The sequence below is a fragment of the Snodgrassella sp. ESL0323 genome, assembly GCF_013346865.1.
Lineage (GTDB): Bacteria > Pseudomonadota > Gammaproteobacteria > Burkholderiales > Neisseriaceae > Snodgrassella > Snodgrassella alvi.
Genome location: NZ_JAAEDT010000017.1, coordinates 13,966 through 28,110, shown reverse-complemented (window position 1 = coordinate 28,110; position 14,145 = coordinate 13,966). Strand labels below are relative to the sequence as shown.

24 protein-coding genes and 2 pseudogenes are annotated in these 14,145 nt (G+C 37.1%); 24 read left to right on the top strand and 2 right to left on the bottom strand.

Translation table 11 applies throughout. The annotated features are described in order from the left end of the window. Window positions 1-387 (top strand): RHS repeat domain-containing protein (locus GY065_RS06815; RefSeq protein WP_202984066.1); only part of this gene is annotated, 387 nt, incomplete at its 5' end. Between the two features lie 241 nt (window positions 388-628). After that, window positions 629-1,081, top strand: a complete 453-nt coding sequence (locus tag GY065_RS06810; RefSeq protein ID WP_025315300.1) for a hypothetical protein — start codon at window positions 629-631, stop codon at window positions 1,079-1,081. A 538-nt stretch (window positions 1,082-1,619) separates the two neighbouring features. On the opposite strand, the gene GY065_RS06800 is transcribed toward GY065_RS06810, so the two are convergent. Beyond that, window positions 1,620-1,790 (bottom strand): hypothetical protein, encoded by a 171-nt coding sequence (locus GY065_RS06800; protein WP_174833558.1) that lies wholly within the window; start codon window positions 1,788-1,790, stop codon window positions 1,620-1,622. Here GY065_RS06800 and GY065_RS12860 point away from each other — a divergent pair. The 10 genes from GY065_RS12860 to GY065_RS06750 all read left to right on the top strand — a co-directional run bounded on the left by GY065_RS12860 (window position 1,764) and on the right by GY065_RS06750 (window position 8,818). Next, window positions 1,764-2,939: an RHS repeat-associated core domain-containing protein gene (locus GY065_RS12860; RefSeq protein WP_180214769.1), complete on the top strand. Its 1,176-nt coding sequence runs from the start codon at window positions 1,764-1,766 to the stop codon at window positions 2,937-2,939. The two genes, GY065_RS06800 and GY065_RS12860, sit on opposite strands and share 27 nt — an antisense overlap. After that, a complete protein-coding gene (locus tag GY065_RS06790) occupies window positions 2,929-3,258 on the top strand; it encodes a hypothetical protein (RefSeq protein WP_174833557.1) in 330 nt (109 codons plus the stop codon). Before GY065_RS12860 ends, GY065_RS06790 begins: the two co-directional genes overlap by 11 nt. A 403-nt stretch (window positions 3,259-3,661) precedes the next feature. Further along, window positions 3,662-4,696, top strand: coding sequence for an RHS repeat-associated core domain-containing protein (locus tag GY065_RS06785; protein WP_371731948.1), 1,035 nt, complete (start codon window positions 3,662-3,664; stop codon window positions 4,694-4,696). A 1-nt stretch (window position 4,697) separates the two neighbouring features. Next, window positions 4,698-5,246, top strand: a complete 549-nt coding sequence (locus GY065_RS06780) for an imm11 family protein (protein WP_174833556.1) — start codon at window positions 4,698-4,700, stop codon at window positions 5,244-5,246. 327 nt (window positions 5,247-5,573) lie between these two features. Then, on the top strand, window positions 5,574-6,128 hold the full coding sequence (locus GY065_RS06775) for an imm11 family protein (protein ID WP_174833555.1): 555 nt from the start codon (window positions 5,574-5,576) through the stop codon (window positions 6,126-6,128). Window positions 6,129-6,266: 138 nt separating this feature from the next. Further along, complete coding sequence (locus GY065_RS06770; RefSeq protein ID WP_174833554.1) at window positions 6,267-6,932, top strand: RHS repeat domain-containing protein; 666 nt, start codon at window positions 6,267-6,269, stop codon at window positions 6,930-6,932. Beyond that, window positions 6,919-7,059, top strand: a complete 141-nt coding sequence (locus GY065_RS06765; RefSeq protein ID WP_174833553.1) for a hypothetical protein — start codon at window positions 6,919-6,921, stop codon at window positions 7,057-7,059. Before GY065_RS06770 ends, GY065_RS06765 begins: the two co-directional genes overlap by 14 nt. Before the next feature lie 15 nt (window positions 7,060-7,074). Beyond that, window positions 7,075-7,554, top strand: coding sequence for a hypothetical protein (locus GY065_RS06760; protein ID WP_174833552.1), 480 nt, complete (start codon window positions 7,075-7,077; stop codon window positions 7,552-7,554). A gap of 291 nt (window positions 7,555-7,845) precedes the next feature. Continuing rightward, window positions 7,846-8,496 (top strand): RHS repeat-associated core domain-containing protein, encoded by a 651-nt coding sequence (locus GY065_RS06755; RefSeq protein WP_174833563.1) that lies wholly within the window; start codon window positions 7,846-7,848, stop codon window positions 8,494-8,496. Window position 8,497: 1 nt separating this feature from the next. Continuing rightward, on the top strand, window positions 8,498-8,818 hold the full coding sequence (locus GY065_RS06750; RefSeq protein WP_174833551.1) for a hypothetical protein: 321 nt from the start codon (window positions 8,498-8,500) through the stop codon (window positions 8,816-8,818). 51 nt (window positions 8,819-8,869) lie between these two features. Here GY065_RS06750 and GY065_RS06745 read toward each other — a convergent pair whose 3' ends face one another. Then, a complete protein-coding gene (locus GY065_RS06745; RefSeq protein ID WP_174833550.1) occupies window positions 8,870-9,166 on the bottom strand; it encodes a SymE family type I addiction module toxin in 297 nt (98 codons plus the stop codon). Between GY065_RS06745 and GY065_RS13060 the strand changes: the two genes are divergently transcribed. The 12 genes and pseudogenes from GY065_RS13060 to GY065_RS06705 all read left to right on the top strand — a co-directional run bounded on the left by GY065_RS13060 (window position 9,158) and on the right by GY065_RS06705 (window position 14,008). Continuing rightward, window positions 9,158-9,502, top strand: coding sequence for an RHS repeat domain-containing protein (locus GY065_RS13060; protein WP_202984061.1), 345 nt, complete (start codon window positions 9,158-9,160; stop codon window positions 9,500-9,502). The genes GY065_RS06745 and GY065_RS13060 overlap by 9 nt on opposite strands. 71 nt (window positions 9,503-9,573) lie before the next feature. Next, a complete protein-coding gene (locus tag GY065_RS13055; protein WP_244621502.1) occupies window positions 9,574-9,960 on the top strand; it encodes a hypothetical protein in 387 nt (128 codons plus the stop codon). A gap of 2 nt (window positions 9,961-9,962) precedes the next feature. Further along, window positions 9,963-10,262 carry a hypothetical protein gene (locus GY065_RS06735; protein ID WP_025315290.1) on the top strand — a complete coding sequence of 100 codons (300 nt, stop codon included), beginning with the start codon at window positions 9,963-9,965 and terminating at the stop codon, window positions 10,260-10,262. A gap of 158 nt (window positions 10,263-10,420) precedes the next feature. Continuing rightward, complete coding sequence (locus GY065_RS13050; RefSeq protein ID WP_202984060.1) at window positions 10,421-10,693, top strand: RHS domain-containing protein; 273 nt, start codon at window positions 10,421-10,423, stop codon at window positions 10,691-10,693. A gap of 12 nt (window positions 10,694-10,705) precedes the next feature. Beyond that, a pseudogene (locus GY065_RS06730) lies at window positions 10,706-11,242 on the top strand (RHS repeat-associated core domain-containing protein); the annotation flags it as partial. Further along, complete coding sequence (locus GY065_RS06725) at window positions 11,242-11,583, top strand: hypothetical protein (protein WP_025315308.1); 342 nt, start codon at window positions 11,242-11,244, stop codon at window positions 11,581-11,583. The pseudogene GY065_RS06730 and the gene GY065_RS06725, both read left to right, overlap by 1 nt. Before the next feature lie 73 nt (window positions 11,584-11,656). Beyond that, window positions 11,657-11,815, top strand: coding sequence for an RHS domain-containing protein (locus tag GY065_RS13045; protein ID WP_202984059.1), 159 nt, complete (start codon window positions 11,657-11,659; stop codon window positions 11,813-11,815). Between the two features lie 12 nt (window positions 11,816-11,827). Next, a pseudogene (locus tag GY065_RS13400) lies at window positions 11,828-11,956 on the top strand (RHS repeat-associated core domain-containing protein); the annotation flags it as partial. A 12-nt stretch (window positions 11,957-11,968) separates the two neighbouring features. After that, window positions 11,969-12,289 carry an HNH/endonuclease VII fold putative polymorphic toxin gene (locus GY065_RS13035; protein WP_256433036.1) on the top strand — a complete coding sequence of 107 codons (321 nt, stop codon included), beginning with the start codon at window positions 11,969-11,971 and terminating at the stop codon, window positions 12,287-12,289. Then, the gene (locus GY065_RS06715; RefSeq protein ID WP_174833549.1) at window positions 12,289-12,792 is read left to right on the top strand and encodes a hypothetical protein; all 504 of its coding nucleotides are present in this window, start codon (window positions 12,289-12,291) and stop codon (window positions 12,790-12,792) included. The genes GY065_RS13035 and GY065_RS06715 overlap by 1 nt, the downstream gene beginning before the upstream one ends. 44 nt (window positions 12,793-12,836) lie before the next feature. After that, window positions 12,837-13,676, top strand: a complete 840-nt coding sequence (locus GY065_RS13030; RefSeq protein ID WP_370524140.1) for an RHS repeat-associated core domain-containing protein — start codon at window positions 12,837-12,839, stop codon at window positions 13,674-13,676. Between the two features lie 17 nt (window positions 13,677-13,693). Then, window positions 13,694-14,008 carry a hypothetical protein gene (locus tag GY065_RS06705; protein ID WP_025315283.1) on the top strand — a complete coding sequence of 105 codons (315 nt, stop codon included), beginning with the start codon at window positions 13,694-13,696 and terminating at the stop codon, window positions 14,006-14,008. Window positions 14,009-14,145: the final 137 nt, after the last annotated feature.

Sequence of the window (14,145 nt, the reverse complement as noted above, 5' to 3'; positions counted from 1 at the left end):
GAGCTTACCGATGCCAACGGCGAAATACTGTGGGAATGCAGCTTTCAGTTATGGGGAAAACAGATTCATGAAATTAAGCACGAACCCATAGAGCAAAACCTCAGATATCAGGGACAATATTTAGACAAGGAAACTGGCTTACATTACAATACTTTCAGGTATTATGATCCGGATATAGGTAGATTTACTCAGCCGGATCCGATTGGGTTGCTGGGTGGATTTAATCTGTATCAGTATGCGCCTAATGGATTTACTTGGATTGATCCACTTGGATTACATGTATCACACGGAATTGATGTTCTCGCTGATGACTGGGCTACTAAAGGTGCCCATGCTCATATTGACAAAATGGAGATTGCAATAAAACCTGGAAAAATGGTGAAATAATTTACAAACCTGTATTTAGCAATACGAATGCAGAATCAATTGCTTGGAAAAAAGCTACTAATAAATTAGATGATTATTTATCAAATCCTAGAAATAAAGCAAAAGTTGTCGACTATTTGGAAAATGCCAAGGTCAGGTGGCCACGTAAGGGAGCTGAATGGAACCATTTACAAAAAGCATTGAAAAAACATGACATAGTAAAAGGAAAACTTGGCAAAATGAAAAAGATAGGGTGTTAAATATGGAAATGTTAAATATAGATATTATTGATATTATTAACAATGGCAGTTTTTTAAAGTGTCTACCGTCTTTAAAGAGAGACATTTTTTTTCATTGTTGTCAAATAGAAACGATGAAATCAGCAACTTTGTATACTGCTAAAATAGGATTCTTTGATATAGAAATAGGTATTTATAAAAAGGAATATAATGACTACGAAATAATTAATTTATCTGACGATAAAAAGGATTCTAATTATATAGCTATTCATGATATGCATGGAATAATGACAATGAATTTCAATAATATATTACAGTCCAACATCATCCAATTACTACCAGAGTATAAAGTAAATCATATAAATAATATAGAACAAATGGAAATATGTTTCTGTAGTGGAAGTACTATAATTTATCAGGATACCGATTTACCACCAGCAATTATATCAAATACGTTAAAGTCTCCAATTTTATAAATTGTAATTAGATCTAAACATTCAGTTTATTCTAGAAATAAAATTATACTCATATAATAAAAATTAATAAATTAAATATTTTTAACATTAAATAATATTTAATTACCTAAATAAGGTAAATATTTTGATGTAGGTCCTGACTATTTATGCCATTAATATATTAAAAGAATATTTAGTAGGGAAAAATAGGATTGTCCTTTACTTATTATAAATAGACAGGATTATATTGATTGTTTTTTTAAAACAATTAAAGAAAATAGATAGTTAAAAATAATAAACCAATTGTGACAATAAAACCAGTTGTTTAGTCTCTAGTAGGCTTGACTTTAGCTATAATGCCTATAGCCGTGTTATCGGCAAATATACCCCCGACACCACCACCTATCAGTACGACCCACTGGGCAATCGCATCGCTACCACCCTGCCGGATGGGCGCACCATCAATAACCTGTATTACGGCTCCGGCCACCTGCACCAGATTAACATCGACGGCCACATCATCAGCGACATCGAACGTGACAACCTGCACCGCAAAATATTACGCACCCAGGGACGCCTGAACACCCAGTTCAAATACGACCGCAACAGCCAGCTGCAACGCAAACAGATACAGCGCAATCAGAATCCCATCCTGCCTGATATCCTCATCGAACGCAGCTACCAGTACGACAACCTCGACCGATTGGTAAGCAAAAAGCACAGCAAACACGGGCAGACCGATTACCGCTATGATCACACCGGCAGAATCGAAGGCTGTCGCAACCAGAGATACTGGGAAACCCTGCAATATGATGCCGCTGCCAACCTGCTGGACAGCAAATACAGAGAGGACTACAGCAACTACAACCTGATTCGCTGTAACCAGCTCCTGCATTTCAGAGGACACCACTACAGTTACGACGAGCACGGCAGAACTGCCAGTAAACAGACCACCGGTGCCACCCAGCATTACCACTACGACGCCGAACACCGCCTGAGCGAAGTACGCATTGAACAGCTCAACAAAACCGAACGATACCGCTACCTCTATGACGCCCTTGGCAGACGCATCGAAAAACAAAAGTTAGACCGCGAGGGCAAACCTTACAACCGTACCCGCTTCCTGTGGGACGGCTTAAGAATGATTCAGGAAACCGGCCCGAATCACCCCACCAGCCTGTATATCTATACCGACCAGAACAGCTACGAACCACTGGCACATATAGATACAGACGGCAACCAAGAACAACATATCCGTTACTTCCACACCGACCTGAACGGCTGTCCGGAAGAGCTAACTGATGCAAACGGTAAAATACTTTGGGAATGCAGCTTTCAGTTATGGGGGAAACGGATTCATGAAATTGAGCACGAATCAATAGAGCAAAACCTCAGATATCAGGGACAATATTTAGACAGAGAAACCGGCTTACATTACAATACTTTCAGGTATTATGATCCGGATATAGGTAGATTTACTCAGCCAGACCCGATTGGGTTGCTGGGTGGGTTTAATCTGTATCAGTATGCACCTAATGGGTTGACTTGGATTGATCCTTGGGGGTTAACCAATCGAATATATGAAGATGCTCCTTATCATGGAAAAGCTGATAATTCAGTAAAAAGCCGTGCTCCAACGAATGGACAGGTTGCATTAAATAATTCTACGCAAGTAAAACCTACCTCATTTCGGCGAGTAGGAGTTGATATTGCGAATAATGAAATCGTTGTAATGGATAGGACTAGAGTATTGTCTAATGGGGATGAATTATTTCATGGTCACGTCAGAAAATGGGACGCCTTACATCCTGATCAACAAAATGCATTACGAAAATCGGGTATGACAGACAAAAAAGGAAATATAAAAAGTGGCTGCTAATTTAATAAATTATTCAAAAGAAAATATAGAGAAAATTTTAGAATCTAACGATGTAGAAAAAGTAACAGACGCTCTATTGTACTTAACATTTAATATAGATGATTTTGATTGGGTACAAGATACTATTTTAAGAATGATATCTAATCCAGAGGAGGATATCAGTGGATTAGCAATTACTTGTGTAGGCCATTTAGCTAGAATTTATTCGAAAATTGATAAAGATAAAATAATACCATGTCTTCAACTAAAAGCAAAAGATAAGCGTTTTGAAGGGCGAGTAGGAGATGCCTTAGATGATATTAATATGTTTGCTAAATAAAACTGGAAGATATCTTAGCGATACTTCTTGTTCTTCCACGACAGCCTGCATCGCGAAGTATTATGCACTCAGGGACGCCTGAACGCCCATCAAATACGACCGTAACAGCCGGCTGCAACGCAAACAGATACAGCGCAATCAGACCCCCATTCTGCCTGATATCCTCATCGAACGCAGCTACCAGTACGACAACCTCGACCAGCTGGTAAGCAAAAAACACAGCAAACACGGCCAGACCGATTACCGCTATGATCACACCGGCAGAATTGAAGGCTGCCGAAACCAGAGATACTGGGAAACCCTGCAATACGATGCTGCGGCTAACCTGCTGGATAGAAGACGCGGCGAAGAAGAAAGCAATCAGAACCTGATCCGCTTTAATCAGCTGCTCAGCTTCCGCGGACTGAAATACAGCTACGACGAACACGGACGTACCCGCAGCAAACAGACCGCCAGCGGTACCCAGTATTACCATTACGATGCCGAACACCGCCTGACCGAAGTGCGTATCGAACAGCTGAACCATACTGAACGCTACGTCTACGATGCGCTTGGCCGGCGGATTGAAAAACACCGACTGGACCGTGACGGTAAGCCATGCAACCGCACCACCTTCCTGTGGGACAGGATGCAGATGATTCAGGAAAGCAGCGCAGACAAACGGCAGAGCCTGTATCTGTATACTGACGAAGGCAGCTATGAACCGCTGGCACGGATAGACAGAAACGGTAATCAGGAACAACACATCTACTACTTCCATACCGACCTGAACGGCATGCCGGAGGAGCTGACGGATGAAGCCGGTGAAATTGTGTGGGAATGCTCATACCAGCTGTGGGGCAAACCGGTACAGGAGATTGCTCATACAGAGATACAGCAGAACCTGAGGTATCAGGGGCAGTATTTGGACAGAGAAACCGGACTGCACTACAATACTTTCAGGTACTACGATCCGGATATAGGCCGCTTTACTCAGCCTGATCCGATTGGATTGCTGGGTGGCTATAATCTGTATCAGTATGCGCCAAATGCGCTGATTTGGATTGATCCGTGGGGCTTAAAAAACTGGACATATTATAATATGCCCAGTATTCCCGGTTATCAGAAACACCATATTATTCCGCAGCAATTGCGAAATCATGAATTGATTAAAAGAGCTGGCGCAAATATTCATGCAAGTAATAATATTATTTATCTGCCGACTTCGGAAGATGCCCATTCTACCCGAACGATTCATAAGGGTTCTCATCGTGATTATACAAAATTAACAAAAGCTGAAATGGACGGATTAGTAGAATTAGGAGAAAAAAATAACTGGACTCAGGCTGAATACAAAAAAGCTTTAGACGACTTAACTGCGAAGCAGAGAGCTGATTTACGTAAGGGGAAAGTGATTTTGAACAAAAATTCAATCCGATCTAAAGGTAAAGGATGTTAAGATGATATACAGATTAAAACTTACTGATGATTATCCGGATAGCTATTGGTTTCAATTTAAAAAAGAGGAAATTTCAATAGTTGATTTAATGCAATGCCAGGAAATTCATTCAAAAAATCCCTTGATTTTTACCTTGAATAAAAAAATAAGCGAAAAAAGATTACTGTCTTATAATATTTTTTCGAGTGACGGTCCCGATTTTATTTCCCTCAGACTAGCTACTCTGCTGGAAAATAATGAAGAATTCGTAAAAGAGGTGCAGCTGCTTGATGCAACTGTGATTATCAATGGCCAGAGTCATTATGGTTTTAAAGTATTTAATCCGTTGCATTTTTTATCTTGTATAGATATGGATAAGTCTGAAAGTAGGCCTTTATTAAGTTATTTACCTGATGGACCAAAATCATTTACCAAAATGGTTTTTAGACAGGATATAACAAAAGATTTTTGGATGGCCAGATGTAAAGAGAATACAAGCTGTATAGTTATTTCGGATAAATTAAAGCAGTTTTGCATCGAGAATAATATTAAAGATATAGTTTTCGAATAATCATAATACAGATATCTGAATAATATATCTCATGGCTAGTTACTCCTTAAACAATTATGCAGAAGATTTAAGTAAGTGATTAATGTAACTATGCCTGCTTACGCTAAACCCATCCTGCGAGCGCACTAATTTCCTGTTAGGTAGGCTAAAAATGACTCAGGAAAACAGTGCAGCTATATTTACCCTGTGAAAACTGCTGATGTAAATAGACACAGGAACAGTAAAAAACTTTAGACACCTTACTTAAGCAGCAAAAAGCAGGTTTACGTAATGGCAAAACATTTTTAAACAAAAATTCAATCCCATCTAAAGGATTCAAAGGATGTTATGATGATATCTAGACTGATGTGTGGTGATGTTTATCCGGATAGTTATTGGTTTCAATTTAAAAGAGAGGAAATTTCCGTAACTGATTTAATGGATTGCGAAAAAATTCATTTAAAAAATCCCTTGATTTTTACTTTAAATAAAAAAATAAGCGAAAAGAGATTACTGTCTTATAATTATTATATGAGTGACGGGCCTCATTTTATTTCACCGCGATTGGCCACTTTACTGGAAAATAATGAAGAATTCGTAAAAGAGGTGCAATTACTTGATGCAGTTGTGATTATCAATGGCCAGAGCCATTATGGTTTTAAAGTATTTAATCCACTGCGTTCAATACCATGTATAGATACGGATAAATCTGAAAGCATGGCGATGCTAACTAGTCAGCCTGATGGACCAAAATTATTCACAAAAATAGTGTTAAGGCAGGATATCACTGAAGATTTTTGGATGGCTAGAAGTGAGGAGGCAGCAAGCTGTATAATTATTTCAGATAAATTAAGACAGCTTTTGATTGATAATCAAATCAAAGGTATTAATCTAAAAGATTAATGATAATTTCAGGCAACTGAGTGATATTTTTCAATTACAAATGGTTATTAAAGGCCTGTTTATGTCAAATTAATCTTGCAGCTATAGCTTACAAACCAACCCAGTAACCGTACCACCATCCTGTGGGACGGGCTGCAGATGATTCAGGAAAGCAGTGCAGACAAACGGCAGAGCCTGTATCTGTATACCGATGAAGGCAGCTATGAACCGCTGGCGCGAATAGACAGAAACGGTAATCAAGAACAACACATCTACTACTTCTATACCGACCTGAACTGCTTGCCGGAGGAGCTGACGGATGAAGCCGGTGAAATCGTGTGGGAATGCTCATACCAGCTGTGGGGTAAACCGATACAGGAGATTGCCCATACAGAGATACAACAGAACCTGAGGTATCAGGGACAGTATTTAGATAGAGAAACCGGACTGCACTACAATACTTTCAGGTACTACGATCCGGATACGGGTAGATTTACCCAGCCTGACCCGATTGGATTAGCCGGCGGATTTAATCTTTATCGATATGCGCCAAATCCGCTAATGTGGATTGATCCTTGGGGGCTACGACTAGAAAGTTGCTATCCTAAAGTTGCCAAACCACACAAAGTCATTAATGACCTTAAAGGATTTCAAACCAAAAATTTTCATTTTGGTAACCAACAAACTTTCAAATTAGAGTATTCAGGAATGAAACACATTTTAGAGCGCCACCATCCAGAATACTGGAATGGAACGATTAAACGTGACCAAACTTTTTTACCTAAAGATATGTCAATAAATGAGATTAATAATGCAACAAAATAAAGATATTTTAATAAAAAAAGGAGGTGTTGGTATGTATAAGGTTGAGGGTATATGGAAAGGTGAAAAATATACTGTAGGTTTTAATAAAGGCAGAGTAGAGCAATTTTATCGAAACAAAGTACAATAGGTCAATTTTATCCAAATGAATCCTGAAATTATTATAAATAGTTATATCAAAATTGGTGACGATTTCATTAATTTTTTTGATTTTAATGGCCATATTGATGATCCTGATTATATTGATGGTGCTATGGAATTATCAATTAACGGAAAAAAACTTATTGATGAGTCAATGTGGGATTATATTGATGCTCTCTGGAGTTATTTATCAGAGGGATTATCAGTAGTTTATGATGGAGAAGAATTTAAAACGAATTTTCCTGATCAGCCTATAGAAGTCAAATTTAAACCTATTCATAATAACCATAATATATTAGTTAGTGTAAAGTGTTCTTCATCAGAAGCAAAAATTGTTGTTGATAAAAAAGCTTTCTTATCAGCAATGTCGAATCATGCAAAAAAATTTTTTGAACATTTAGAAATTATTGAACCAAACTCAGAAAGTAACTGTAATTATGCACTTAACTTTCTAAATAAAATAGATTTAAATAGAAGAGATTAGGGACAGTTATTTTGAATCAGATTATTATGATGCTTGTATTCGAAAAGGACTTATTCGTTTTTCATGTTTCAAAATAGCTGATTATAGTTCTGAATATTTAAGAAATGGTTGATTAGCTGCTTCTTATAATTCAATAGAAACCAAAACTGATAAGTTTGTAAAAATCGTATGGAAAATAATTAAAAAAGCGCCAAAAAATTTTTCTAATTATTCGAGAAACGAACCGAATGACAGATAAACCAGAGATTCGGTTTTTGCACAGTCTGGCGCAACCAAGAAATTTAATATTAACTGGTAAATAACACCTCAGACCGCACCTTCCATACCGACCTGAACGGCTTGCCGGAGGAGCTGACGGATGAAGCCGGTGAAATTGTGTGGGAATGCTCATACCAGCTGTGGGGCAAACCGATACAGGAGATTGCCCATACAGAGATACAACAGAACCTGAGGTATCAGGGGCAGTATTTAGACAGAGAAACCGGACTGCACTACAATACTTTCAGGTACTACGATCCGGATACAGGCCGCTTTACTATGCCGGATCCGATAGGGCTAAGGGGTGGGTTAAACTTATATGCGTATGTACCGAATCCGCTGAAATATATAGACCCGCTTGGGTTATGTAAAACAGACAAAAAGAACGATGGCCCATCATTACCTGATTCAGCATGGTATAAAAATGCTCCTAATCAGGTCACACCCGGCACAAAAGAATTGGAGCATTTCAAATTCAATCCTAAAACGGGTGAGTTAGAATATTCTACCGTCAGGTATGATCAATATGGTAGACAGATAGAACGAGTTGATTACACTAGTCATGGATATGGTAATCCATCAGCGCCAGACTATCATTCCAATCCTCATACACATAATTATGAATACGGTCCGGGATATAGTCCAAAAGGAAAAGAAACCAGAGTTAATATAGGTGGTAACTAGCATGAAACTTGATGAAATTAATAGAATAATTATAGAAAACAACGTATTGAATACGATGCATATGGATATTGAGCCTATTTCATTTAAATATAATCTACTGCTTTCATTAAGTGATGACGAAAATTCCAGAGATAAAGTATCTCTTTATTTTTATGATGTCAGCAGTGTCAAAATGAAAGATATAGGTGGTGGGTTAACGCAGTTTATGCATCTGAAAATATCAATTATTGATATTTTTAATGACCGTAACAAATATATAATAGAGGATACTGAGGATGAAAAACTATCATTCGAATTTAATGCTGTTGATTTTCTTGGATAAATAACGAATATAGCCGAGAAGATATTTTATTTCTTCCCGGCTTTTTATTATTTAAATCCCGCCTTCGCTCCTGCTACGCTTAATCACCGGAATATCCCCGGTATCGTTCAGTGCCCCCGGAAAGGTCTTCAGCCATGCTTTCAACTTCTTTTGATTAATATACGCCACGCTCATCCCTTCAATACAGCCAAAGAGTTCGCGGGTGTGCTGCGGTGTGATCACGATGCAGTCCCTCATTACCCGCACCTTGACGGGTATCCCGTTAATAAAACCCGCCTGCGTCATCCAGTCGCCGTGTAAACGAAGCGAACCGCAGTCGATGTAAGAATAAAACTCGCAATGAGCCATCTGCGGGGACAGGAAAGCAGCGCAGACAAACGGCAGAGCCTGTATCTGTATACTGACGAAGACAGCTATGAACCGCTGGCACGGATAGACAGAAACGGTAATCAGGAACAACACATCTACTACTTCCATACCGACCTGAACGGCATGCCGGAGGAACTGACGGATGCAAACGGTAAAATACTGTGGGAATGTAGCTTTCAGTTATGGGGAAAGCGGATTCATGAAATCGAACACGAACCCATAGAGCAAAACCTCAGATATCAGGGACAATATTTAGACAGAGAAACCGGCTTACATTACATTACAATACTTTCAGGTATTATGATCCGGATATAGGTAGATTTACTCAGCCAGACCCGATTGGGTTGCTGGGTGGCTTGAATCTGTATCAGTATGCGCCTAATGGGTTGACTTGGGTCGATCCGTGGGGTTGGAGTTGTACTCCCAATAAAATTAATTTAACGAAAGCTGGTGTCAAACATGTAAAAAATAGACATGTTGGAAATAAAATTGGTTGGGAGCATAAAAGTAAATGGACTTTGAATAATGCTGAAATGAAAAGTACTGTAAGAAATGTTTTTAGGAAACCAGATAGAATAATCAAAGATGGTGACCGATTTATATATGAAAAAACAATGCCTAATAAAATAGTAGGCGTCACTCCCGAAGGTACCAACTTAAATAAAGCTAGAGTTGTAGTGGAGTCTAATGGTGATTTAGTTACTGCCTTTCCACAAGAAGTATTTAAAGATATGAAAGTAACAAATATTTTAATTTTTTCAAAGCAGAGGTAATTATGGGATTGGATATATTAGTAATTTTTGAGAATGGAGATAATAATAATTTTGTTATGAGTGAAGAACTACATTCTGAAATATTTAGCTCATCAACCCGCTGGAGTAGTTTTAAAGAGTTAAAAAAAATAAAAGATTACTATAAAGTAGATATTAATTTTAATTCTAAGTGTTCCAATAGCTTTTTGTCTGAATTGGTTGAAATTAGAGAAAGGATTAAAACTAAGAGGAATGAACTTGATAAATTAATAATTAATCTAGATAAAAGGAAAATAAAGAAATTAAGGATAACTGGAGATTAAAATTCATTAAATGTGTTCAACATTATAAATAATTTTGCAGCATTATGCGATTTATACAGGTGCTGAAAAAGTGTACTTGACCAGAGTATGGAAAACATCAGATAGACCGCGAAGGCCAACCCTACAACCGTACCCGCTTCCTGTGGGACGGCTTAAGAATGATTCAGGAAACCGGCCCGAATCATCCTACCAGCTTGTATATCTATACCGACCAGAACAGCTACGAACCACTGGCGCGGATAGACACAGACGGCAACCAAGAACAATATATCCGCTATTTCCACACCGACCTGAACGGTTGTCCGGAGGAGCTTACCGATGCCAACGGCGAAATACTGTGGGAATGCAGCTTTCAGTTATGGGGAAAACAGATTCATGAAATCGAACACGAACCCATAGAGCAAAACCTCAGATATCAGGGACAATATTGAGACAGAGAAACTGGCTTACATTACAATACGTTCAGGTATTATGATCCGGATATAGGTAGATTTACCCAGCCAGACTCGATTGGGCTGCTGGGTGGGTTTAATCTGTATCAGTATGCGCCTAATGGGTTGACTTGGGTCGATCCGTGGGGATTGACTGACACCCTTCTAGAAAAGGGCTTACCACTTTCTGATGCTACTAAAATTTATAGGATTAGTACTAATGGTCATTATGGATTTGATTTCAATCCTCGAGAAATAGAAGCTATTAATAAAGGAAAATTAGCTCCACCAGGTGTTTCTGTTATTAGGGCTAATAGTGTCGATGAAGCCACTAAAATATGGAATGGAGCTTTTCCTAATAGGCCTACGACAAGTGTGGGTGAAGCAAAAGTCGTAGATCTTAGAAAAATTGGATTTGATGTTATTCATGATCCATCTAAAGGTAAGTTGGGAGTAAACCATGCAAGATTAATTCACTCAGAAGGTATTAATGGTTTTAATACTAATAAAAGTAAACTATTTGGCATTTTCAAAGGATGTAAAGGGTAATGATGAAAGACTATATTGTTTCATTTAGAGATAAACAGAGATATGCTCTTATAGAATATAAAAAAATTGAAAAGTTTGATCATTATTATGAAGGAGTGATTATTGAATCTAATTTTCCGAAAGAAGTAATTTTTTTTATTAATGAATGTAATTCGATTATTAATGATATGGCGATATCTCTTTTGGATGAGATTGAAGAAAAATTATATTCTTATGATATTGGTTTGGAAAAAAATTGTTCTAGAATTTTTGATATTGAATTTATTGATAAAAATAAAATTTCTTTTTTTACAAAATACCCATCAAGTCAAGGTTATTTAGATAAATATCCGAATAGTTAATTAATATAAAAATCGTAATATTTATGAGTCACTGGCGCGGATAGATAAACGAGGTAATGAGCCCGAAAGGGTAATGTACTTCCACACTGACCTGAATGGTTGCCCGGAAGAGCTTACCGATACAAACGGCGAATTACTCTGGGAATGCAGCTTTCAGTTATGGGGAAAACAGATTCATGAAATTGAGCACGAACCCATAGAGCAAAACCTCAGATATCAGGGACAATATTGAGACAGAGAAACTGGCTTACATTACAATACGTTCAGGTATTATGATCCGGATATAGGTAGATTTACCCAGCCAGACCCGATTGGGCTGCTGGGTGGGTTTAATCTGTATCAGTATGCGCCTAATGGGTTGACTTGGATTGACCCGTTTGGTTTGATGTGTAGTAATACAAGTTTCAAAGCAGCCTTTAGAGAAGCAAAACGGAGATTAAGAATTCCTCGTAATACAAATACTCCAAAACCAGTAAAGGTTTATGATAATAAGTATGAAAACAGAACGGTTTGGGAGTATAAAGTTGATGGAAATAAGAAATACATTATTTTACACGAGGAAGATAAATTTGGTCGCGGCCCTCATTTTCATACTGCTGATGATTTGCACGGTGATCCTCTCCAACCAAAAGTAAGATATAATCAACATGGTGGACATATTCCTGAAAATATGACAGGAATTACAAACGCTAAAGGCAGAAAATAATGTCATTATCTTTAAAAGAAAAATTGAAATTATCAGTTATTAAAAAAGAAAAAAAAGCAATTCTTCAAAATATCTCAAATAAATTACGGATTGATAATAACAGCAACTCGATAACGTTTGAGTCGCATGATTATAATGTCTTTTTGTCAAAATTTATTGATAATATTGAATATCAGCCAGTAGATTTATCAGTAAATGAAAATTTATTATTTAACCGATTTTGTGATTTTTTGAGTAGTATTGATAATAATGATTTAGTAGTTTTCCAAATTATCACTTGTAATACATATTATTATTTAAAATTGCATATTAATAACATTAAGCAAAATCCAATATTATTTTGGAATATTAAAGTAAAGAATAGTAACAAGACGCTAGAGTGTTTGCTAGTTGCCATAAGTAACTCTTTTGGGTTTTCAATTTTACCAACAGAGAATTTTTATGAATTAAGAATATGGAATAGTAATAATTACGCTATAGAAAATCGTAAATATCTAAAGTAATAATGGAAATTATAAAGCTTAAGTAGTAGGTACTATATGGCTTAATTAATTTCTTTATCCTCACCGCCACAGATAGCAATCAACCACGGTTTCGCATAGAAGCAAGCGGCAACCAAGAACAACATATCCGCTACTTCCACACCGACCTGAATGGCTGTCCGGAAGAACTTACCGATGCAAACGGTAAAATACTGTGGGAATGTAGCTTTCAGTTATGGGGAAAGCGGATTCATGAAATCGAACACGAACCCATAGAGCAAAACCTCAGATATCAGGGACAATATTTAGACAGAGAAACCGGCTTACATTACAATACTTTCAGGTATTATGATCCGGATATAGGTAGATTTACTCAGCCAGACCCGATTGGGTTGCTGGGTGGCTTGAATCTGTATCAGTATGCGCCTAATGGGTTTACTTGGATTGATCCACTTGGTTTGAGCTGTAGTTTTGATAGTAAGTCGAATCGTTGGCGTAATAATGAAACAGGACGTTTTAACAAACGTCCGACTGATCCGTCAGAATTAGTTCATAATGGTCAGATTAAATATAATGACGTTACTAAATGGGCTAACCAAGGTGGTATTTCTAATCAGTGGATGTCTTCATCACAATTCCCATCAGGAGGTTTTAAATATCAAACAAACTCCAATGGAATTACATATTCAGTACATGGACATGGTACAAACCCTAATGCTGTAGCTAGATATCCGAGTTCAAATGCTGCAAAAGGCCCCACAGCTTCAATTACGACACGTCCTACTGGTGGGGCTCATTCGGCACAAACCAATACATTATCTAATGGAACAAAAGTGAATAGTAGAGGAAGAGATGATGTGCAAATGAACCAGTCACATATTCCATTAATAAATTCTCCATTTTAATTTTTAGGTAAATAGTAATGATTCGAAAAATATTAAATGACATAAAAAATGGCCCAACCATTTTAACACTATCTCAAATAATAGATATAATAAAGTCTCTTCAATTACTTAAAGTTGAGGAAATATTAAAAAATGACAAAGATTTTTTGGAAATATTAGATTTATTAGTTGAGTCTTATTCTGATTCTGCAATATTTGAAGTTAATAATAATAATAAATTTTTTTTAGAAAAATTTAGTGATTGGCTACTTAAATTAGGAAAAAAATATCCAATTGGTAGAAATAAAGATGATTTAAGCTCATATTCAGATATTTTTTTAAAAGAAATGTAAAATAAAAGCAGAAGTGATACTAAAAATCTTCTTGATATTTTTAAATTTATTTTTTTACATATTTTCTAGACCGAAGAGGGACAGAAGAATACAACTACAACCTGATTCGCTGTAACCAGCTACTGCATTTCAGAGGG